The sequence below is a fragment of the Enterococcus avium genome, assembly GCF_002891025.1.
GTDB classification, from domain to species: domain Bacteria; phylum Bacillota; class Bacilli; order Lactobacillales; family Enterococcaceae; genus Enterococcus_A; species Enterococcus_A avium.
In genome coordinates this window covers 769,252-791,892 of sequence record NZ_NBSL01000002.1, presented here as the reverse complement: position 1 = coordinate 791,892, position 22,641 = coordinate 769,252, and the positions used below count along the sequence as shown (strand labels likewise).

22 protein-coding genes are annotated in these 22,641 nt (G+C 36.8%); 5 read left to right on the top strand and 17 right to left on the bottom strand.

Annotation, left to right across the window (positions count from 1 at the left end; translation table 11 throughout):
- Positions 1-25 precede the first annotated feature (25 nt).
- The 6 genes from rsgA to AUF14_RS04060 form a co-directional block, all read right to left on the bottom strand.
- Positions 26-1,366: a ribosome small subunit-dependent GTPase A gene (gene rsgA, locus AUF14_RS04085; protein ID WP_016182077.1), complete on the bottom strand. Its 1,341-nt coding sequence runs from the start codon at positions 1,364-1,366 to the stop codon at positions 26-28.
- Positions 1,367-1,772: 406 nt separating this feature from the next.
- Positions 1,773-2,099 carry a carboxymuconolactone decarboxylase family protein gene (locus tag AUF14_RS04080; RefSeq protein ID WP_016182076.1) on the bottom strand — a complete coding sequence of 109 codons (327 nt, stop codon included), beginning with the start codon at positions 2,097-2,099 and terminating at the stop codon, positions 1,773-1,775.
- 111 nt (positions 2,100-2,210) lie between these two features.
- A complete protein-coding gene (locus AUF14_RS04075; RefSeq protein WP_016182075.1) occupies positions 2,211-2,591 on the bottom strand; it encodes a VOC family protein in 381 nt (126 codons plus the stop codon).
- Positions 2,581-3,561: a LacI family DNA-binding transcriptional regulator gene (locus tag AUF14_RS04070; protein WP_016182074.1), complete on the bottom strand. Its 981-nt coding sequence runs from the start codon at positions 3,559-3,561 to the stop codon at positions 2,581-2,583. The genes AUF14_RS04075 and AUF14_RS04070 overlap by 11 nt, the downstream gene beginning before the upstream one ends.
- 119 nt (positions 3,562-3,680) lie before the next feature.
- On the bottom strand, positions 3,681-4,349 hold the full coding sequence (locus AUF14_RS04065) for an MmcQ/YjbR family DNA-binding protein (RefSeq protein WP_016182073.1): 669 nt from the start codon (positions 4,347-4,349) through the stop codon (positions 3,681-3,683).
- A 216-nt stretch (positions 4,350-4,565) separates the two neighbouring features.
- Positions 4,566-5,651: a hypothetical protein gene (locus AUF14_RS04060; protein WP_016182072.1), complete on the bottom strand. Its 1,086-nt coding sequence runs from the start codon at positions 5,649-5,651 to the stop codon at positions 4,566-4,568.
- Positions 5,652-6,154: 503 nt separating this feature from the next.
- On the opposite strand from AUF14_RS04060, the gene AUF14_RS04055 reads away from it, so the two are divergent.
- The 3 genes from AUF14_RS04055 (at position 6,155) to AUF14_RS04045 (ending at position 10,410) form a co-directional block, all read left to right on the top strand.
- A complete protein-coding gene (locus AUF14_RS04055; RefSeq protein ID WP_016182071.1) occupies positions 6,155-6,658 on the top strand; it encodes an NADH-quinone oxidoreductase subunit NuoE family protein in 504 nt (167 codons plus the stop codon).
- A 113-nt stretch (positions 6,659-6,771) separates the two neighbouring features.
- On the top strand, positions 6,772-8,649 hold the full coding sequence (nuoF, locus tag AUF14_RS04050; RefSeq protein ID WP_016182070.1) for an NADH-quinone oxidoreductase subunit NuoF: 1,878 nt from the start codon (positions 6,772-6,774) through the stop codon (positions 8,647-8,649).
- Positions 8,650-8,661: 12 nt separating this feature from the next.
- Positions 8,662-10,410, top strand: coding sequence for an NADH-dependent [FeFe] hydrogenase, group A6 (locus AUF14_RS04045; RefSeq protein WP_016182069.1), 1,749 nt, complete (start codon positions 8,662-8,664; stop codon positions 10,408-10,410).
- A gap of 97 nt (positions 10,411-10,507) precedes the next feature.
- On the opposite strand, the gene AUF14_RS04040 is transcribed toward AUF14_RS04045, so the two are convergent.
- On the bottom strand, positions 10,508-11,206 hold the full coding sequence (locus AUF14_RS04040; RefSeq protein ID WP_016182068.1) for a winged helix-turn-helix domain-containing protein: 699 nt from the start codon (positions 11,204-11,206) through the stop codon (positions 10,508-10,510).
- A 320-nt stretch (positions 11,207-11,526) separates the two neighbouring features.
- Positions 11,527-13,074 carry a helix-turn-helix domain-containing protein gene (locus AUF14_RS04035; protein ID WP_016182067.1) on the bottom strand — a complete coding sequence of 516 codons (1,548 nt, stop codon included), beginning with the start codon at positions 13,072-13,074 and terminating at the stop codon, positions 11,527-11,529.
- A gap of 451 nt (positions 13,075-13,525) precedes the next feature.
- On the opposite strand from AUF14_RS04035, the gene AUF14_RS04030 reads away from it, so the two are divergent.
- Positions 13,526-15,061: a helix-turn-helix domain-containing protein gene (locus AUF14_RS04030; protein WP_102865884.1), complete on the top strand. Its 1,536-nt coding sequence runs from the start codon at positions 13,526-13,528 to the stop codon at positions 15,059-15,061.
- 112 nt (positions 15,062-15,173) lie between these two features.
- Here the strand turns inward: AUF14_RS04030 and AUF14_RS04025 are convergent, their stop codons facing one another.
- A complete protein-coding gene (locus tag AUF14_RS04025) occupies positions 15,174-15,719 on the bottom strand; it encodes a hypothetical protein (RefSeq protein WP_016182065.1) in 546 nt (181 codons plus the stop codon).
- A gap of 331 nt (positions 15,720-16,050) precedes the next feature.
- On the opposite strand from AUF14_RS04025, the gene AUF14_RS04020 reads away from it, so the two are divergent.
- The gene (locus AUF14_RS04020; RefSeq protein WP_016182064.1) at positions 16,051-16,656 is read left to right on the top strand and encodes a DUF1349 domain-containing protein; all 606 of its coding nucleotides are present in this window, start codon (positions 16,051-16,053) and stop codon (positions 16,654-16,656) included.
- Between the two features lie 222 nt (positions 16,657-16,878).
- Here the strand turns inward: AUF14_RS04020 and AUF14_RS04015 are convergent, their stop codons facing one another.
- From AUF14_RS04015 to AUF14_RS03985, 8 genes are all read right to left on the bottom strand, one after another.
- Positions 16,879-18,057, bottom strand: coding sequence for a site-specific integrase (locus AUF14_RS04015; RefSeq protein WP_028021254.1), 1,179 nt, complete (start codon positions 18,055-18,057; stop codon positions 16,879-16,881).
- A 104-nt stretch (positions 18,058-18,161) separates the two neighbouring features.
- Positions 18,162-18,470: a helix-turn-helix domain-containing protein gene (locus tag AUF14_RS04010; protein WP_035019937.1), complete on the bottom strand. Its 309-nt coding sequence runs from the start codon at positions 18,468-18,470 to the stop codon at positions 18,162-18,164.
- Positions 18,471-18,905: 435 nt separating this feature from the next.
- Positions 18,906-19,148, bottom strand: a complete 243-nt coding sequence (locus AUF14_RS04005) for a helix-turn-helix domain-containing protein (RefSeq protein WP_102865883.1) — start codon at positions 19,146-19,148, stop codon at positions 18,906-18,908.
- A complete protein-coding gene (locus AUF14_RS04000) occupies positions 19,135-19,563 on the bottom strand; it encodes an RNA polymerase sigma factor (protein WP_016182060.1) in 429 nt (142 codons plus the stop codon). The genes AUF14_RS04005 and AUF14_RS04000 overlap by 14 nt, the downstream gene beginning before the upstream one ends.
- A gap of 319 nt (positions 19,564-19,882) precedes the next feature.
- Complete coding sequence (locus AUF14_RS22460; protein ID WP_193756239.1) at positions 19,883-20,056, bottom strand: hypothetical protein; 174 nt, start codon at positions 20,054-20,056, stop codon at positions 19,883-19,885.
- A 224-nt stretch (positions 20,057-20,280) separates the two neighbouring features.
- The gene (locus AUF14_RS03995; RefSeq protein ID WP_016182059.1) at positions 20,281-20,397 is read right to left on the bottom strand and encodes a copper homeostasis protein CutC; all 117 of its coding nucleotides are present in this window, start codon (positions 20,395-20,397) and stop codon (positions 20,281-20,283) included.
- Between the two features lie 27 nt (positions 20,398-20,424).
- Positions 20,425-21,600 carry an SIS domain-containing protein gene (locus AUF14_RS03990; RefSeq protein ID WP_016182058.1) on the bottom strand — a complete coding sequence of 392 codons (1,176 nt, stop codon included), beginning with the start codon at positions 21,598-21,600 and terminating at the stop codon, positions 20,425-20,427.
- Between the two features lie 15 nt (positions 21,601-21,615).
- Complete coding sequence (locus AUF14_RS03985) at positions 21,616-22,626, bottom strand: Gfo/Idh/MocA family protein (RefSeq protein ID WP_016182057.1); 1,011 nt, start codon at positions 22,624-22,626, stop codon at positions 21,616-21,618.
- Positions 22,627-22,641 lie beyond the last annotated feature (15 nt).

Below are 22,641 nucleotides of genomic sequence, written 5' to 3'. Positions count from 1 at the left end.
GAAATTATTCTCTGAGCGAATTTTTTTATCCAAATCTAAATGGCGGGTGCTTCATTGCTTTTTCTGCTAACTCAATCAACCGTTGCTGATTATCATCTGCGGCAACGCGATTCGTTTTTAAAGTTCCGCAGGCTTGACAGCGATGAACAAGTGCCCATTCACCATCTTCTTTTGACCAGATACTAATCGGCTCCATTTGACCATGGCACATAGAAGAACGATCCCCCGGGCGATTATCAACATGAAGACTCACCAAACAATGTGGACAATGATTCCGGTGTTTACTCCCAGCACTTTCAGGATTTGCTGGCATCCCACATCTCTGACAAACAAAGCTTTCTTTACAAGCAGTATGTTGATAATCTTTTTTGATTTGTCGGGCAAACTTGCTGATACTCTTTTGCCAAATTTCCTTTTCCCGTAAATAAGCTGTTTTATCACTGGTGTATTTCGCCTCTGCATGAAGCTTGAGATAACTTTCCCAACGTTCTAATGAAAGCTCATGATTCTGTAAGGCTTCTTTAACAGCACAGCCTGGTTCACTTTGATGTCGGCAATCCCTGAATCGACAACTTTCAAAATAAAACTCAATATCTGCAAAGCTTTCCTGTAGCCCGCGAGTAACACTCCACATACCAACTTCTCGCATACCGGGAGTATCAATTATCTTCGCGCCATTGGCTAATTCAAATAATTGACGATGACTCGTAGTATGTCGGCCGCGTCCGTCCCTTTTGCGAATCTCTTGAGTTTCCATAATTTCTTTTCCCAACAAATAATTAATTAAAGTGGATTTCCCAACACCTGATGAACCCACTAATACAATTGTTTTATTCGGTGAAAGATAATGATTTAGCGCTGAGATTCCTTCGCCAGTTTTCACACTGACTGCATGAACTTCGGTTCCTAATGCAACCTCTCTGGCGGCTCTTATTTGCTCCAAGTAGTTGTCCATTTGATCAGCCTTTGTCAGCAGAACAATCGGCATTCCGCCAGACTGCCAAGCAAGTGTCAGATAGCGTTCCAAACGTCGAATATTAAAATCGCCATTCAACGATTGTAAAATAAAAACATAATCAAAATTCGCCGCTATCATTTGTTCTTTTCCTTTAGCGGAATCTAAGCGAGATAATGCCGAAGTTCTCGGTAATGTTGTTAAGATGAGGCTATGATCTTTTCCTTGCCAATCAATGACAACACGATCTCCTGTCGTTGGGTATTTCTCTTGTTTATTGTCATAGCAGCCGCGCTTTACTCTGGCTAGCCCCTGTCCTTTTTCACAAGTAAATTCAAATAAATCTTTATAAACAGCTGTAATTTGAGCAATTGTTTCAGCTGGGTGGTTTCCAATAATTGTCGTCTTCATCGTTTTGTTTTTCTCCTATTGTTAGTCTCTCTCCTTTTCAATGAAACATTTATTTCCGATAGCATACACCATTCTCCTTCTTATCAATCTTTTATTCAGAGATATCTGCCTCGAAAATAAATGTCTCACCTATAAAAATCCTGTAAAAGACACTTACAGATTTTTTCAGAAAAACAAAAAAGACGATAGTCATACTATCGTCAGAGAATACAAACATACGATTCATTCGACAGATATCACTTCTACAAGCACGCCAAATAAACCTGAGTTTATCTGACTATTCAGCTTATTGATTAGATACCTGTGACACTCACAAAACATACTCCATTCATCTATAGGTGCGTAATTTATTTTCATCACCAGTATAGCAAACCACGTAAAGACAAATCAATAAAATACTTATTGATTATTCATACTTTAATTCATCTAGCAGCTTCAAAACTTTCCGTGCAAAAGGATACAGCACGGAGCCACCTCCGATTACAGTCATTTTAACAACCTCCATCACTTCATCCCGTGTCACATCTGCTTTTTGACATTCCTCCAGATGATAGAGAATACATTCTTCACATCTCGACATGATTGAAATCGTTAATCCGATTAACTCTTTTTGACGCTTATCCAATACATTTGCTTGATAGGTTTCATTATCCAATGCTGAGAATTTCTTAAAAAAATCATCCTCTTCACCCAACCGTTTATTATAGACTTTTCGATCCTTGCTTTGCTCCATCCAAACACTCCTTGTCAGTCATTATATGTTCAATCATACAGAAATAAAAAATTTTTTCAAAAAAAGCAGCAATCGTTTTGATTGCTGCATACAAACAATACTACTTCTTAATTAATCCGTCGTCAGTTCAATCAGATTTCCCTCTGGGTCCTGGATCACTGCTTCATAGTATCCGTCCCCAGTTGTTCTTGGTCCATTTAATAACGGAAAGCCATCAGCTAAAAAACTTTCAACATAGCTATCGACATCTTCTTTCGATCCCACGGAAATCGCCAAATGAGTATAGCCTAGACTGTCAGCCACTCGATTCGACAAATGCTGTTTTGAAGTGAGCTCTAACCGACTGCCTGAATCAAAACTGAGAAAGTAAGAGCGAAAGCCTGTCTTTTTATTGTGGTAAAGCTCTGTACTGCTGGTATTGAAATAATTTTCGTAAAATTCCTTCATCGCCTCTAAATCCTTAGTCCAAATTGCTACGTGTTCAATATGCATGTCCATTTTTCCTTTCTTGATTCAATCTTTCAATAAAGCGCGGCTCCTTCGCCACATTTACCATTCCCTGATCCGATAAAATATAATTGATAACTTCTGCTCCGATTTCTTGCGGCAGAAAATCGATCGTTGAAAAATTTAAAAGCTGACTATATGGTTGATTTCCTTCGCCAATCATTTGGAAATCTTTTTTATGGGTAATACCGAGTTCCTGCAAGCCGTTAATAATTCCGGCAGCAGTATCATCGGCATTGGCATAAATCACCTCTGGAATCGCTAATTCTTTAAAGGTTTCCTTCGCCCAATAATACCCACTGTCATAATCCTCAATACCAGTAAAGAAATTTTGCCCTTCAATCACTTCACCAAAATAGTTTTGGTAGCAGGCGGCTTTATCTTGAGCACTGGTACTTTCAGAAAGACTGCGTTTATTTGTAAAAATAACCTTAGAGAAACCCTGTTTTTTTAGCATGCTGAACAATTCTTCATAGGCTTTCTTTCGATCTGGAAAGATCATCGGAATTTTAGGATTGGTGACCTTTTCGGTTGAAACGATCCGCCCTTTTGACTTAAGCTTCGTCCAATTATCCAAATTACTCGCTCTAGATGTTAAAATAAGCCCATCAATCATCCGTTTTTCTAGCAATGAATAGTACTCACTCTCGATTTTCTCATCATAATAGGTAGGTAAGAGCAGGACCTGATAGCCCTTTTCTCGCGCGTGAAACAGCAAACTATTAACCAAACGATCGTAGCAGGAGTTATTGTAAGGCAGGGTAACACCTAACGTATAGTTTTTTCCCATACTCAATTTTACCGCATTGCCATTAACCACATAACCAGTTTCCTCAATCGCCGCCTGAACCTTTTTTCGGATATCTTCAGAAACATATTGCTGATTATTGATGACTCTTGAAACTGTTGTTTTAGAGACTCCCGTCATCTCAGCAATATCACGAATATTTACCAAAACTACCACCTCATTCCGTCCTAATACTACTATAGGTTATGGGACGCGTCCCATGTCAATAGGTAAATTTATTGATAGAAAAACAGTAGCTGTTCCCCAACTACTGTCTTCTTTCATTTTTATTTCAACGCAAGCTGATAGCTTTCATCAATCAGTAGTTTAATCTCTTTAAAAGGGACCGTTCCGTCAAGACAGATCGTTAGCCAGTATTTTTTATTCATATGATAGCCTGGAAAATAGTTTTTCTCCTTTACAAGTGCTGCGACCTTTTCTGGTTGATTTCTTAAATCTAGAATTTCGATCTGCTCATCTGATGGCAAACCAAGTTTATTTCTCTGAACCGTTAATAATACTGCATACCATTTTTTTGTCTCTTTTCTTCTGAAAATGGCATTGCCCGGAGTTTTAGGCCAGAGAAATTCCAATTCATCTTGATACGTATCGCGGATATAATTGATGACTTCTTTTGCTGACTCATTTTTGAAAGAATCTGATTCAAAGCATTTATCGGCAATATCTTGCAGGATTGACTGATACTCCGACCTGACTGCACCCACAAAGGAACCAGCTGCTGAGGTTCGGTGCAGGATGTACTCTTCCTCACTGGCAAGTTCCAGCAGGTTTGTCTCTACTTGTCCTTTTTTTGAAATGGTCACAGTCAATTGAAAATCCCCTTGCATGATTTTCGTATCATAAGAATAAACTCCCCCATTTTCTTTAAAACCGTAAGCCTGTAATTTCCTGCTATTCACTTTTTTTCCTTGAAAAAATCCATCTTCCTGAGTCATGATACGTCTTCTCCCGTCGCTGTTTTTTCTATTATATAGGATTTCTTTCAGCTTAGGCAAAAATGAGCGCATTACTCCATTGCTTAAAAAACAATTCTTTATATCTATGGGCTAAAAAAAAGATACTCTTCATCCTGAAATCTGATTCATGATCACAGACTTACTGATAGAAAAACAGTTTCCATGCCAAATAAACTCCTTAACAATAGTTCTAAATTATTTTCCTTTACTAAACCTTTTCAGCATATTTAGCAAGTTTTTACTAACCTTCTTCTTTGTTGGAGTCACTTGGTCGAGTTTTGAAGGGCTTTCTGTATCTTCAGCGGATGCTTCGATCGTCGCTAAAGCTGGTTCTAGCTCTTTTTCCGATAGGTTCTGTGAACTTTGATCCAAGTAATGCTCTGGTACTTCCTGTGTTGCTATCGGAATCGTGGTGATTTTATCAGTCTGCGAGTCAGCGTTTTCAATGTGAAACGCTGTCAAATCTGTTTCTAACGGTATCGTTGTTTTGGCTGATTGCCTCAAAGCTTTAGAGTCCATTTTTCTTGGATCAATATTAGTAGGCATACTTGTCCGAACCGTTTGCTGATCTTTTAGTTGCTTCGTTTCAGTAGTTGAATGCTGTGCAGACTCCTGCTGTTCTTTTTTCGCAGCAGTTTTTTTACCCTTTACTTTCTTCGGTGCCGCTTTTTGCTTAACTAATTCTTCCTCTTCACTAACAATCCGCTTAGATTTAACTAGCTGTGCAAAGCGACGCACGCCATTTACTTCAAAAATGGACAGCAGTGTTAAGACCTCAAGAATATGTTCAATTTCTTCCTTCTTTTTTGAAGGATCTGCATCCCGCAGAATCCATTTATGCTTCTTCCCGCTCTTATCTTCAAAAATGGATTCAATAGAAACTTTCTGGTTATCTGGAAGAACTATTTGAGAGGTTGATTTATTTAGATATTTGCTATATTCACGAGCGGTTTTAGTATGTTGATAATATGATGTTTTATTCTTAAACAGACGTAGAATAATTTGATTGTATTCCTTGTCTGAAAAGTACGAAATGAAAAAAGGCAAAAACTTTCGCATCGCTTCATTGGGTTTAGCAGTAAAGAATACTTCACAGATCTGTTCTTTTAAGAAAAATGAATAGTCGCCAAGCACAAGTGCATTCCTCACGAGAACCGCAACAGCATATTCTAACAACGTTGCTTCATCATGAAACTCATCAAATTGCTTAAGTGCTTTGGCTTCTAGGTTCTTTCTTATTACTCCAAAGATTTGGCGTTGGCTCAGTCCGTGTTCAGTCATTTGATTTCCTACTTTCTATTTTCTATTAAAGCGCTTTTATTTCTAAACTTTAAAATAATAATTTCTATAAAATAAGCATAGCGTTAATCACCATACAATACCAATTTATTTTTTTTATTTTTTTAAAATAATTTTGGATATATAGGTATTATTAACTTTGCGAGACAATTAGAAGCTTTTTTTCTCTATTAAAAGAACAGTTTATGAAAGAGATAAATATATTATTCTTTGTTTTAAAAAGCTAAAGACGCTATATCCCCTATTTATAATAACGAAATTATTTTTAATGTCGATTCTCATTTATCTCCGATAATAGTTCATTTCTCTTATGCCAAATTCAATTTTTAAGTCCGAGAACAGTTATCATTCTCATTTGTATAATTAATCACAAACTTGACGTCATTTTTGATATACTTAATCTATATAACCAGCTTTGCTTGATAAACAATGTTGTGAGTATTTAGAGAATTTGGTTGAGCGTAGAAAGGAGGACACAGAATTATATGAGTACAAAAGTAGCGTTTGATTTTATCGAAACCGAAAGTCAGTACCAAGAGTTCCAAAATTGCATAGAGGCACTAAAGGGGCAGCGTGGCGCACAGATGCCTGCTTTGCAGGAAGCTCAAAGAATCTATGGTTATTTGCCAATCGATATTTTGAAAAGGCTTTCTAAAGAATTGGAGATTCCTATGGAAGAGCTTTACAGCACCGCAACCTTTTATGCCCAATTCACCTTCGTGCCCAAAGGAGAATATACGATCAGTATATGTATGGGAACCGCCTGCTATGTGAAAGGAGCTGGGGATATCTTAGATTCGTATTCCTCTGAATTAAAGATTGAACCTGGTGAAACCACTGCAGATCGCAAATTTACTTTAGAATCTTGCCGTTGTATTGGTGCCTGCGGGTTAGCACCTGTATTAACAGTCAATGAAGAAGTCTATGGTCGTTTGTCTAAGAAAAAAGCTGATAAAGTGCTCGTCACATATCAAAAAGAGAATAACTGATTATTGATCCTCCCTCTCCAGAAATCTACTACATATTTAAAAGCCAATTGAAAAAAGATTTGTGGAAAAATTGTTTTTTGTTATACAAAACTTCAAGAGTCAGGAGAAAAAATATGAAAGATTGGAATGAGTTAAACGAACTTCGAAATACTTATCGTCAGATGATTACGATGCGTTTAGATGATGAAGTTATCGAAGGACAGCAATATGAGAAAGAGATTCTTATATGTGCTGGAACCGGCTGTATTTCATCTAAAAGCGGCGAGTTTGTCAATGCTCTTAAAGAGGAATTAGCGAAGAATGAATTGACGAATAAAGTAAATATCGTAAAAACGGGATGTTTTGGTTTATGTGCTCAAGGTCCGATTGTTATTATTTATCCAGAAGCCGTTTTCTATCATCAAGTTCAACCAAAACACGCGAAAAAAATTGTTTCAGATCATTTAATCAATGGGAAATTAGTTGAGAAATTACTCTATCATGACTCCGACACCAAAGAGATTATTAACAAATTAATGGACACTCCCTTCTATCACAAGCAAAAACGAGTTGCTCTGCGAAATTGTGGACGGATCAACCCGGAAAAAATCGAAGAATATTTCGCCTTCGATGGTTATCAAGCTTTAGCTACTGTTGTAAATGAATACTCTCGCGATGATGTGTTGAGTCTTTTAGAAACTTCAGGCTTGCGAGGCCGTGGTGGTGCTGGCTTTCCTACTTTCATGAAATGGTCTTTCGCCAAAGCCAGCCAATCGGATCAAAAATACGTTATCTGTAACGCCGATGAAGGCGACCCGGGTGCCTTTATGGACCGTTCCGTATTGGAAGGTGATCCTCATGCAATCATCGAAGCCATGGCCATCGCGGGTTATACAATCGGTGCGAACCAGGGCTATATCTATGTCCGAGCAGAGTATCCCATTGCTGTAAATCGTTTGCGTATCGCCATCAAGCAAGCACGTGAAAAGGGACTTTTAGGCAAAAATATTTTTGGTAGCGGTTTCTCTTTTGATCTGGATTTGCGCTTAGGTGCTGGCGCTTTCGTTTGCGGGGAAGAAACCGCTTTGCTCGAAAGTATTGAAGGTCATCGCGGCGAGCCTCGTCCACGTCCGCCTTTTCCTGCCGTCAAGGGACTGTTTGGAAAACCGACGATCGTTAATAACGTTGAGACATTAGCGAATATTCCTCAAATCATTCTTAAAGGGCCTGAATGGTTTGCCAGCTTCGGAACAGAAAAATCAAAAGGAACTAAAGTCTTTGCTCTTGGCGGAAAAATCCAGAATACTGGACTAGTGGAAATTCCAATGGGAACTACTTTACGAGAAATCGTTGAAGATATCGGCGGAGGAATTCCTGCTGGCAAGAAATTCAAAGCAGCTCAAACAGGCGGTCCCTCTGGCGGCTGTATCCCAGCAGAGCATTATGATGTACCAATTGATTATGAAAACCTGAAGAAAATCGGTTCAATGATGGGTTCGGGCGGTTTGATCGTCATGGATGAAGACAACTGTATGGTGGACATCGCCAAATTTTTCTTAGAATTTACTGTTGAGGAAAGCTGCGGAAAATGTGTCCCATGTCGTGTCGGAACAAAACGTCTTTTAGAAATCCTAGAAAAAATTACTCTGGGTAAGGCAACGCTAGACGATTTGGATCGGATGGAAGAACTCTGTCATCATATCCAAGAGAACTCACTTTGCGGCCTAGGACAGACAGCACCGAATCCTGTGCTTTCTACCCTGCGCTATTTTAGAGAAGAATATGAAGCTCATGTCTTAGAGCGCCGTTGTCCTTCTGGCGTATGTAAAAACTTGATTCAATACCGTATTCTGCCAGATAAATGTACAGGATGCAGAGCCTGTGCCAAAGGTTGTCCAGTAAGTGCGATCAGTGGTGAAGTGAAACAAGCACACGAAATTGATCAGTCGATCTGTACGAAATGTGGCTTATGTATTGATACCTGTCGCTACGATGCGATTACAGTCATATAGGAGGTGGAGCAAGTGAAAGAAGTTATGATTACCATCAACGGAAAAGTCTGTACTGCTCCAGAAGGATCGACTATTCTTGAAGCAGCACGGGTGAATAATATCGAAATACCTACCTTATGCTTTTTAAAGGAAATCAATGAAATCGGTGCCTGCCGCATGTGTGTGGTAGAAGTCAAAGGTGCCCGTAGTTTAGTAACAGCCTGTGTCTATCCAATTTCTGAAGGTATGGATATCAAGACTAACTCGAAAAAAGTCTTTGAATCAAGAAAGACGACTCTGGAGCTGATTCTCTCGACTCACGAGCGGAAATGCCTCTCTTGTATCCGCAGCGGAAATTGTGAACTGCAAAAGCTTTGTAAAGAATTCAATGTTGCCGACGAAGATTACTTCAACGGGGAAAACTGTGAATACGAGTTTGATGACAGCGCAGTTCATATGGTTCGAAATAATAATAAATGTATTCTCTGCCGCAGATGCGTCGCTGCTTGTTCAAAATGGCAGGCAGTTGGTGTAATTGGTCCGAATAATCGCGGATTTGAAACCCATATCGGCAGCGCTTATGAACAAAATCTCAGTGAAGTTCCATGTATTTCCTGTGGACAATGTATCGTAGTTTGTCCGACGGGCGCAATCCATGAAAAAGACCAGACACAAGAAGTTTGGGATGCCTTGGAAGATCCAACCAAACATGTGATTGTTCAGACTGCTCCTTCGATTCGTGTGACTTTAGGAGAAGCCTTTAATATGCCGATTGGTACCAACGTGGAAGGAAAAATGATCGCCGCTTTACGTCAAATTGGTTTTGACAGAGTCTTTGATACCAATGTAGCCGCTGACTTTACAATCATGGAAGAAGCCAACGAATTCTTAGAGCGTGTGGGAAATAATGGGCCATTCCCAATGTTCACCTCCTGTTCGCCGGGCTGGGTCAAATATTGTGAGCACTATCATCCAGAATTGATTCCCAATCTGTCGACTTGTAAATCACCGCAGCAAATGTTCGGTGCCCTTGCGAAGACTTGGTATGCTGAAAAAGAAGGCATCGATCCAAAGGATATCTTTGTGGTGGGAATTATGCCTTGTACTGCTAAGAAATTCGAAGTCACGCGGGAGGACGAAGCAGCGGCTGGCTATTCCGACTGTGATGTTGCGTTGACCACTCGCGAATTAGCTCGAATGATCGACAAAGCTGGTGTTCGCTTCGTGGATTTAGAAGACGAAGCCTTCGATAATCCACTGGATGAAGCGACAGGAGCTGGATATATCTTCGGAGCTACCGGAGGTGTCATGGAAGCGGCCTTAAGAACTGCGGCTGAAACATTAGCCGGACAATCACTGGAACAAGTAGAATTTACAGAGGTGCGTGGAATGTCCGGCATTAAAGAAGCAACCTACGAAATGAGTGGTGCAACGATCAATGTTGCAGTCGCCTCCGGAATCGGCAATGCAAAGAAATTACTGGAACAGATTCAATCCGGTGAAAAATTCTACCACTTTGTTGAGATCATGGGGTGTCCTGGTGGGTGTATCAACGGTGGCGGTCAACCTGTTCAACCTGCATCAGTCCGTAATTTCGTTGATCTAAAAACAAAACGAGCAGCTGCATTATATGCCGAAGACAAAGGTAAAGGACTGCGGAAATCAAACGAAAGCCCAATCGTCCAAAAAATCTATCAAGAGTTCTTGGAAAAACCGGGCAGTTTAAAAGCGCATCATATTCTTCATACCAGTTATCGTGATCGTACAAAAGTCAAAGTTTAACTCCCTGTATAAAGATAGAGCTGACCCAAAAGTCTCATAGACTTTCGGGTCAGCTCTTTTTTACGAATGAACGAAAACTCATTTTATTTAGTTACTTTTAAATTTTTATTTCAGTTGTTATTTGTTTAAAGAAGGTGTCACTTAACCGATAACCCTGTCCCCAAACTGTAAGGATCGATTCCCCTTCGACTCCTTGGTCATTAAGTTTTTTTCTTAATAGTTTCACTAAGCAAGACAATTGAGATAAGTTGGAGGCATTACCGGGGCGTTCCCAAAGTAATTCGCACATTTTTTCCCGAGAGATGATTTGATCGTGTTCCCGATAAAGAATTTGTAAAAAACGTAACTGCGTTGAATTTAGTGCTAAACTACTCAATGATCGTTTTTCATTCTCCTCCTCTTCCGTGAAGATCTGCCTCTCCTTTGAAGAATCAATGTAGCCATCCAGCATTTCTCTTATTTCTTCCAGCATCATATCCTTTACAAGCCATTCATTGATGCCTCTTTCAGTCCAAAGTTGTTGCTCCTTTTTAGTCGGCAGCCTTTCTACTTCTCTAAAAATGCTTAACGATTGCCCCTTAAAGCTTTTCAATAATAAAAGAACTTCTTGATTCGTTAATGTCTCACTCAAAACAATTATTTTAAAAAAATCAGTTAATGAAGCAACTGTGTCTCTTTTTATATGAAGAGTTAAAAACTGATCAGAAAGAAAAACCTCATGCCCTAATTGTCTAAAAGCGCCTTCTAAAAAACGCTCTCGTTCGATACATTTTGTAATAAATAATATTTGTCCCATCGTTTTGCTCCTTTACTTATGGTTAATCCATCTTAGTTTCTCTTCTTCATTAGAATGTTAAAAAGAAGAGAAAAGCATTGATCTTCTAAGCGTATCTATTAGCTAGATGAAGAAATCATTCTATTTTTCGTTGTTTATATAGCAGAATAGATCTACATTATATTTTTTAATCATTCAAACTATGACAAATGTTAAACAAGAGAATCTAAAAGATGTGTTCCTATAAATCTCTAATAGATTCGCTCCTGCAACTGATGCTTAATTTTGCAAATTCGAATAAAGTATTAATCTAATTTGCTCCTAGTAACGTCCTATTTTTATCAAAATCTCTTTTCATGCCCAATTTTTTTAATTTCACGATATTTTTTATCCGCAATTTTGGGCAATATTTCTTGAAGTAGTTTATTGTCACTTGGACAATATCCCTCAGTTAGATAAAGAATCGGAATTTTTCTTGGTAAAAATGATTTTGTTTGATTCGACAAAGCGATGTCCGTAAGAATTAAATCTACTTCTCTGCAAAGAGAATCAGCTATTTCAATGTAAAAATAGTCTCCAATCGTCTGTAGCTTCGTGCTAACTAGCATTTCCGGTGTTCGATTACTAATAATAAAAATACGAATCTTAGGATGAAACAATTGCCTATCCAATTCAAAGAACAGAATTTTATAATAGGCTACACAGAAATACTCAATATATTCCGCTTCAAATGCGTTCAAATTTCTACTACATTTACTCATAAAAATTTGATAGAAAGTCCGCTCTCGCTCTTTATTAGCAGGAAAATCAAAAGGATGATAGACATAAAGGTCAATCAGCCGTTGATGCAGAGCCTCTTGGTAAATCAAAATTTGATAAAATACACCCACCAGTCGAGCAAATAGTTTATCACGTTCTTTAGTTGTCATTTCACGCAATGCAAATCTTTCAACCATATGTACTTTTTCGTTTATCATATGTAGGAAGCCAATTTCTTTTAGCTTCGGAGATTCATTAAAGAAAACAGGAAGGCTGCCATCATGGTGTCCAAGATCGCTGGCGATGATGCAACTGATAATGAATTTAACCTCTCGTTTTAAAATAGTTGGATGAATCATAGCCATTTTCTTTTTTAGTAACGAAAATAAATGGTCATACATTTTCTTTTCCTGAATACTAATGGGCTCCCAGTAATAAACATTGTCGGGAATCGAGCGTTTGTTTGCTCGCAATAACGAGATCGCTAATCCATAATGAATACTTACAAATCTTGCTGAGAATTTTCGATATATTCCAACATCTAAACTCTCTAATAAATTTATTATTTCATTCGTGCTGATAAAAACAAATGGCCATTTATACCCACCGTAAACTTGTTGAAAAATCCCTGTATAAAACAAGCGAATCGTTACCTCGTCTCCTAATAAAGTCAGCCTGCGGTCTGTTCTTAGATGAAGATTATTGGCATTTATAGTAATAAATCGCTCCAAATAGATGAGTTCTTTTTTGACCATTGTATATGTAGTATTTATTTTTTTCGTTATTTCAGAAATCGTCCATTCTTTTGGTTCTAAAAATAATGAAAACAACTGGAAACGGTAAGAATTCTCTAAATAATAAAGTCGAAAAATCATTAATGAGAAATTTTTCTTCACATTCCAAATCACTTTGTTCTGCTCCGGCAAATCAATCAATTCCACATACTCGCTATAGCCTAAATCAATAATATCCATCCGTATATCAGTAATGATTTTTTTAACAGTGGGATAAGAAACCTGTGATAACTTTACTAATTCCATTAGTTCAATTGAATGGTTTTGATTGATATGTAAATAATCGAGTAACAAAAAACGTTTTAAATAACGACTATCCATTAGCTCAAGAATCATTTCCAACCACTCCCTTCGAACTAGAAATTCATTCTTACCATATTCTACAAAAGATAGCGTTACTATTAATTACATTCTTTTCTTAATATTAGAAAAATAAATTAATTTTAGATTAAAAAAGCTTATTTTGCAAGAAATTAAAATTTAGTAATAAAAAAATTCCTTTTTCTATCCCTTTATTTTTAAATTATTATTGAGTTTAGGTTACAAGAATTTATTTCTGTGATTTGTTCAATTTTTCTTGATATGTAATAAAAAAAGAACACTTGCGATAATTATTATTACTTGTTGGTATCTCTCCTATTTAATATTTTTCCATATAAAAACAAACACTATTATTAAAAATATTTTTAAAGTCCCTTCACTTAAAGTGCTTTCAAACTTAATTTCTATCGCTAATAAGTGTTATATGATACTCTTCATCTAAATATGATGACAAAAGGAGAATAAAATGGATTTTTTAGTCGATAAGCTTGATAAAAAGAAACTGCTTTTCATTCAAACAATCTTTGATTCTGATTATCATATCTGTACTTTGGAAACACTTTTGCAATCTTTAAACATCAATAATCAAACTGCTATTTCTATTTTCCATTCGATTCTTGAAGATATTCGTCTTTCTGAGAGTTCTAGTTTTATCGATTTAAGCTATTCTAAATCAAACCAGTTATTTAAATTACAGCTTTCTGAATCCTTTAATATTCAAAATTTTATAAACTTCTATATCAAGCGATCGGCTAAGTTTAAGTTGATTGAATCATTGTTAATGACCTCGTTTGATACCCTGCAAGACACAGCAAACAGCCTACACGTATCTTACTCTCACGTCCGCAGGATCATTACCGAATTGAACCACTACTTCAAACCAATGGGCTTAAGGATTCATTCACGACGAAAAGTCAATCTAGACGGTAATGAAGTCAGTCTAAGATTTTTCTATACTGCGTTATATCTCGCGACTTACGGTGCTGGGTACTGGCCATTTCCATCCTTCAGTTATTTAGACCTGTCCTCACTCTTAGACGATTGTCCTGATGAAGTTTACAACGTTAGATCACTGGACAAAAATGTACTAACTCATTATTACTTAGCCATTCACCTTTTAAGAGAACGGCGGGGCTTTAGTATTGATAAAGAAACTATTTCGATCTCCCTTTACAAACCATACTCGCTTTCTAATACAGAAGCCTTTAGTACCTTCGCTACCTCTATTGGTAGATATCTGCCTCATCATTCAGAGAAGAAGCTGAAGGTTGAGACGCAGCTGATTTGTAGCAGTCTGCTTGCTATTGGCAGTTTCTCTTCTATTGATACACCTCCTGATTTTTTTCTTTTAGATGAACGGCTTAACGACCAACAATTCGCTCACAATGCTTTTCAAATTATGGATCGAATAAATTATCATTTAGATATTCCGTTAACTAAAAAAGAACAAAATAAAATTTTCTACTCCATATTGTGCTTACATTATCGAGTTGCTTTTATTGGTGCACCGCTGAATTATACTCTGACGCTGCTTCCATATTATTCACATGAAGCAATTGATTCTCGAAAGAAATATAAGATTGAACATATTCAATCGCTCGTTGAAGCTGAAATGAGATCAATCGAATATGATTGCGACGATGATTTTTATAATTATCTTCTTTCTCAATATTGCTTAATCTATGATAAAAGCATTGAATTTGGTAAACATACAGCACCAATTACAGTCGCTTTTCTTTCGATCATTTCAAATCAAGCATTGCAAAATGACGTGTGTCAATATTTCTCATCTTATTTCAATTTAAAAACGGCCAATAGTCTCGATGACAGTGTTGACATCATCATTAGTGAGATTCCTATTTCGGTTGATACTATCTCTGCTCTGCGTTTGCATCAACCGATCATCTATTGTCATCAAAAACTTGTTCAATCTGACTACGAAAAAATCACCGAAGCTTTAGTCAAGATTGCTAAAAAAAAATTTAAGTCAACTAGTTCTTAATCACATCTGATAACTAAAAAAATCCTCTCAGTTATAAAAAATCTAGAAAGATTTTATAACTGAAAGGATTTATCTTGAAATCTATTTAGCAAAAATATTTGTAAAAAACGTCTTAGCTCACTCTTTGACGGCCTAGCGCTTTAGAAAGGACAGGAACGACTAAAATAGATAATGCGCCGCCGATCAAAGCTGTAATCAGCTGTGGAAACGAAAATGCTCCGGAAACCATTGCAGCTTTAGGAGCTGGCATTTTTAATAAGATCGGAACAACGAATTGAACAATTGACAAATATAATACCCCAAACTTCGCAAGGGCACCAATCACCGTCGCTAATGCGAAATTCGCAATTCCCTGTTTTTTATTGAATCCAGCGATAAAATGCCAGATAGTTACTAAAACTGCGTTTCCAATTGCTATACAAAATACAATTTGTGGAAATGCCGGCCCAATACCAAGCATAAATGCAAAAATCGGTGATAACAACGCAATTGATAATCCACTAGCTAATCCGCCTGTAGTTACAGCGACAATCAAAATCAAATTGACTAAAGAACCCGTGACTAAGGTATTTCCCAATCCAGCTGTTACTGCCTGTACGACAATCAATAATGCCAATAAAACGCCTGTTTGTGTTACCCATAGTGCTTTTCGATTCATATCTTCGGAGCCCTATTTGTTTATGGATTCACAAATAGTTATCCTTCACTTCCTTTCTCTTTTCATTTTAAAAAATGCGAAAATAAGTAAACGATAAATACCATACCTAATTGTACCAGATTTGGTTCCGAGATAGAAAACCAAATTCAACAGTCATTTATCATTTATTTGCATGAAAGGAATCAAAGTAAAAATTAGGACGTTATCAAATATTTGCAAAGATTGTTCATACAGTTGTATTCAAATTTCTCTTTGCATAGTCTTTTTCTTAGAACACTAGCTGCTTTTTTGATACCCTTTTATTAAGACAGAATCTATGGAGGGTAAAAATATGAACTTGCAGGATTTTAAGTGGACTCGTTTGCCAGAAAGCTACGAGCTGTTGGATGACAAAATAGAGGTTCTTACAAAACCGCATACGGATCTGTGGCAAAATACATATTATCATTTTCAAAATGATAACGCGCCCGTTTTCCAGATGGAAACGGATGAAAAGTATTTTAGCTTTGTCGTAAAAACAGATTTTACTGAAAGTTACCATCGTTTTGATCAATGTGGGATTGTCATGTATTTAGATAGTGAAAATTGGCTAAAAGGTTCGATTGAATATGAAAATGAAGAGTTTCAGCATTTGGGAAGTGTCGTCACAAATCATGGGTTTTCTGACTGGGCAACAACCGAAATCGATGCTTCGATTAAGTCTATGTGGTACCGCCTAAGCAGACGCGAAGACGACTATTGTATTGAGTGCTCACCTGATGGCAAAACATTTCAGCAAATGCGCATTTGCCACATGTTCAATGGAAAGAATAAAATCCGCTTTGGAATTTACGCCTGCTCTCCTGAAGCATCTTCTTTCAAAGCTATCTTTACGAATATGCAGTTGCTGGATTGTCAATGGCCGGCTCATGATGGACAACAGCCGGATGAATCATAAGCGTCGCTGCTTTTCAAAGATTTTCTAAAAAACAAAAAACCCTTGATTCCTCAAGGGTTCGAAATACATCTTTAGGATTAACGACGGATTTCTTTGATACTTGTGAAAAGTCGTTAAAGTGTTGATATAAAAGGATTTTTATTACTTCTGACTACATATTGACTACTTCTAAAAAAATGCAGTTTTCAAGAATCTTTTAATACCAGTGTTTTTACCGTTTTTTTAACTTTCTAAAGAACTAAAAGCAATCAGAGGTTTTACCTTTTCAGTTGATGTTAAATGGCGGTAAATTTTAGAAGTTGTTCGATCTGTGTGACCTAATCGATCCTTTAAGACATCCCAACTACAATACTCAGCTACTAAACTTGCCATTGTGTGGCGAGCCAGATGAGTATGAAAGGGTTTATTAATTCCCGAACGATTAACACACCGTTTGACATGATCATTTACATACTCTCGACGATAAGGAACACCACGTTTACTAGAATCAAGATAAACAAACAAATATGTTTCTTCTATATTAAACCTGTGATATTGTCTCATCTCATCCAAAGCCTCAATCAAGTGTTGCAGTTTTTCCATAACCAGAGGCGTTACCGGAACTCGCCTAGCAGAACTAATTGTCTTAGTAGTTTCAATCCGAAAATCCTTACTTTTACCCTTAACTACTGTTTGCTTATAGAATAGAATTTCATTTCTTTTGAAATCTATATCTTCAGGCTGTAGAGCAAGAGCCTCGCTGACGCGGCAACCAGTGTAAAACAAAACATGGAAAAGGACAGACATCGGTAATTCCTCATGAACAAGGCCATAATTCAAAAAAGTTCTCAATTCATCGACAGTAAGAAACTTGTCCTCAATATTATTCACGGCTTCTTTTAAATCATTTACCGTCAACTGATATTTTGGCATTCTCACAGACTTCATTGGGTTTTCACTTATCAAATTCTTCCTTTGACAATATTTGAAAACCATATTCAAAACTTGAATAAGTGATTGCAAACTATTTTTTGCATAGCCCACATTTGCTCCATTAACACCACGTTCTTTCAAATTGAAAAGTAGTTCTTGAAGGCACTCTGGTGATAAATCAGATAACTTTTTATCACCAATCCATCGAACAATAATTTTTAATTGTTCTTCTCGCTTATCATAAGTTGTTTCTTTTTGCTCATTTAACGAACGATAATATTTAAACCATTGCTCACCTACAACACTGAACTTATCGTTACTCGCAATGATTTTTTTCTTAATCCTTTGTTGCTTCTCCATTTCAAGATATGCAAGTTGTGCCTCACGTTTTGACTTAAAACCACGTCTTGTTGTCCGAAACGCTTGGAAATACCACGTGACTCTACCAGTAGAACTAATGTGCTTCTTAAATCGATCTTTTGTTTTCAATTACAGATTCCTCCTTTTGAAAGAAGAACCCCTTAATCGGAAAAACACAAAATCTCTTATTCTCTCTATATAAATAGTACCGCAAGTATAGAAAAAATGGAATATTATAAAGAACGCAAAAGTCGAAGTTTTTCACGATAATCATTCGAATCACTCTTTCTCATCCATTGTAAAATATCATCACGAAGATAATGTCCCCGAATCCCATACCAGCAAGATGGAAAATCACCAAGTTTTATTAAACGATTCAGTGTACTATCACTGATCTGGAAAAGTTTCTTTAAATCAGAGTTTGTTAAGACTAACGGTAACTGACTTATTGCAAGCAATTCTTCTGTGTAGTTTTCTAGTTTTTTTTGTAAAATTGAATAGAATTCTATTTCAAAAGAATTAACATTTGTTTTAACCTCCAACTCTTTCACCCTCCTCTGTCAGATTTGTATCACTCAACATAGTTTCCCTCTAATAGTAGACTTTAAAAAAGAATTTTCTTATATAACTAGGAATCTCAAATATGAATATAATTAATTACATTCATATAAAATCACATCTAACGGTATACCATCTTAATACAGATACTTAAATAGTAGTTTTTCTTATCTATCAGCTGCTTTACTCAAGCACATAGGAATTTCACCTCCCCCCAGTAATGGCGGGCCAATTTGGTTACGGAAGTATCATTATTGAAATCACGATTTCCATTTCAAAAACTGTCGCTCAAAGTATAATCTTGTCATGGCGAAACTAATTAGAAACTCGTAATCTACATGTACTGATAGATTTACTATTCACTTGTCAAAGATCGTCAGGCTATTTTCAGCCTATGAAAAGGAAAGGGAAAAAATACGTTAACGAGTTGTGTCAAATTCAAGTATCTTCTCAATCAGTTTTGTCTCCAGTTGTCTACGCATATGTTCATCTACGTACATAACTACTCCTTTTTCTTCTTCATATATTGATTTCATGGCTAATCGTGAAATATAATTTTGATATTTTGACAGAACAATGGACATGGCGAGCGAATCACCAGAAGCTGCAGCTTTAATAGTGGTAACTGGTATGAACGGTACATATCGTTTATTTTTCTTCATAATTACCGCCTAAATATTTTTCTAAATCTTTCAAAGCTGTTTGTCGTTGATACCAAACACTACCGATACTTTTCCCAATAATTTCGCCAATTTCACGATCATTGAGACCGATGAAGAAGGACATCAGAATGATCTTTTGTCTTTGAATAGGTAATTTTGCAATCGCATTTGCCAACTCTTCATTTGATATAAGAATCTCTATACCAAGTACAATAAAACTATCACTACTATTAAAATTGGGTTCAGAATAATTGAACTCTGTACCCAACCCTTTTTGTTCCAATAGTTCCATTGAGACTTGTCGTTGGCGAAATCTAGCATATTTCTTCTGAATATTTAATGCCTCATTACGTATTACCTTCTTACAAAAACTGTCAAATACGTGTTGAATGTGGGTTTCCTCTGAGTCGCCCATAGAATTCTCCTCCTTAAAAAATTCATTCAACTCGTTTTACTTCTATCCCTTTCCATTATTATTACAATCTGGGAGTGAGCATTTTTCGAAAAAAATAAAATTTTTTCAAAACAAAAAAGGCATACAGACAAAAATTGTCTATACACCTCACACAAACAGTTAGGCTAATTCATTATCGTGCACTTTAAGTATTTGACTTTTATAGAATTAAAATTGAAGATTGCCAAACATAACAACTTTAATCAAATCAACATAAATCTACAATCTTAAACCGCCCTTGACAGTATCAACTGATTTTCATCAAGTCTATTCATGAGCATTAAATAAAATTTTTCAATAGTGCGAATTTCATTTGATAAAATAAAATCAAGCCCCCTTTAGTTTTAATATGCTCTTCATTTTCAGATTTTGGTAAATATAGCAGCTCAATCTCTAAACAATGGCGAATAGCAAGTTGAGGAACGAAAACTCTATGTCTTCTATTAACTCCCATGTCCAACGGGAGAATAGGACTCCACTAAAATATCGTTTTGCTCACAAAAATCAATTAGCTCAAAAAGAGTATTAGAAATATGTCTCAAAGAATGAAATCTCTTTCTTCCCCCTGTTAAATCGTGTATTTAATTTACGGTGCCATCCCTTTTAATACATGGCCATTTTGACCTGGTTATTCATAACACGTAATATCTTCTCATTTTATCAGTTTGTATTTACATCTTAGCTTAGTGTCGTTCCGCCAACAGCAATATTGTCATAAAGATTGATTCTCTTCACACCATTTTTAATGGCCTGTTCTATATTCATAAAATTTTCTCCACAAAATTCCTTAATCATTTTTTGCCTACTTTCAATCGTACTTTCTTATCCATTATTAAGGGGATAGATTGTAACTCCTTCAACAACTCGATTGACCTCTCCACTAGGACAGGGATCATCTGGCACAATGCCGACATCCATTGACTTGTGCAAAGCTAGAATTTGCGCAAAAACGATATAACATAGTCCCAAATATACGTTATCCATCGTTCCATCTACTTTATAGCAATAGCGATAATCCACTGTCGTATCAACATCGAAGGGTTGATTGTAAAGGACACAGATCTTGTACCCATTCTTTTGACCTATGACTTCATTTAGAAAATCGATCTCATATTTTCTAGAAAATTCATTGTCACTCAGATAAAGTACCAAGAGTGTCTCGTTGTCTATTGCTGACTTAGGCCCATGTCGAAAGCCTAATAGTGAATCGAACATGGTTACGACCGCTCCTTGAGTCAGCTCCAGCATCTTCAATTGCGATTCCTGAGACACCCCTTTTAACGTGTTGGACCCCAAAAAGATAATGCGCTTGAACTGGAACTCCTTAACAATTCTTGTGATTAAGGAATAATCATTCTTGATGAGATTCGTCACAGAAGGAATTATTTTCTCAACTTCACTCTTCATCTGACTAAAGTCTTCTAAATTTAAAGCAAGATAAGCAGATAAATACATGCAACTATAACTAGAGGTCATTGCAAATCCTTTATCTAAAGTTTCATCTGGAAGCAATAAGGTACATATATTTTCTTTTCCCTTGCCATAGTTCGCTAATTTTCCTTGTTTGTTACAAGTAATGAACAAATGGTAGATATTTTCACAAATTTTGTCCGCATAACTCACACTGCCTAAAGATTCAGGTGAATCGCCAGAGCGAGCGAATGAGATTAGCAATACTGGTTTGTTTTTTGGCAAGTAGCTTCCTGGATCCGTTACAATTTCTGTTGAAGCGTATGAAAAAATGTGCCCGCTATATTTTTTCTCTAAAGAATGTACCAAAGCATTACCGATAAATTCACTCGTTCCTGCACCAGTAAAAATGATCTGGTACTCTTTTTGATCCACAATCTTTTGGATGAATTGCTCCAACTCTTCTTTTTTCTCTGCCAAAATATCTATAGTTCTTTGCCAAACTTTTGGCTGTTGATCGATTTCTGTAGCGGTGAATACTGCTTTTTTTTCTTTTAGCGTTTCATTATCTAATGCAAAAATACTCATAGCTGTGCTCCTTTTTTATAAATTCCCTTCATTTAAAAGGACTACTTCTCCTGTTTCAAGCGATTGATGGACAGCTGCGGCGATCTTCGTTGCCATTAACCCATCGACAGCATCGCAGCGAAAGTCTTTATTCTCAATGATATTACGAATAAACTCTTTCATAGGATCAAGACCAAAGCCGGAAACTTCATCTTCACCAAAGTTCATGAAAATATAGTTTGGCAAGCTGGCCTTTTCGCCATAGCTCTTTACCCCACGATAGGATTCATTTTTTAGGTAATGGTTATCCGTCAACATTACTAGCTGACCATCATTCGATTTAGGAAACGAGTCTGGTAGTATCCACGAACTTTCAACGACCCAATTGCTGCCGTCAGTCATCTGCAAGATTGCTTGAGCGGAATCATACGTATCGATTTCTTTGTCTGCAAGCATCTTCTTGTTGCCTACTGCATAAACAGATTGAACTTCACTATTGGTCATATATCTGATCAGGTCATAACAATGAACTCCTAAAAACCAAACTGGTGAAGATTTAGCCGTCCAAGAGAACCAGTTTAACGGGACAGAGATCACGTCATCCAATGAGATATAGCCACGAATGATTTGATCATTTTTAACAAGATCTTTCATATTGTTGTAAGCAGGATCCCAGCGTTTGTGGAAATCCACCATGATTTTCGTGTCATGTTTTTTAGCCAGCCGAACGATTTCTTCTGCTTCATCGACCGTCGTTGCCAAGGGCTTTTCAACAAAAATGTTCTTGATCCCTGCTTCGATTGCCTCTTTCAAAGGAGCAAAATGATAAGGATCAGAAGTTGCGATGCTAATAGCATCAATGCTTTCTTTTTCCAACATCTCTCCCATATTTGTATACCCCGTAATCCCATAGGAATCTTCCGCTACTTTTAAACGTTCTTCATTCAAATCACAAACGATCACTTTTTCAATGTTGGGGTCTTTCATGTAAGTTCGAATGTGATATGTTCCATAGATTCCAGCACCAATTACACCAATTGTTAGCATTTTATACCTCATCTC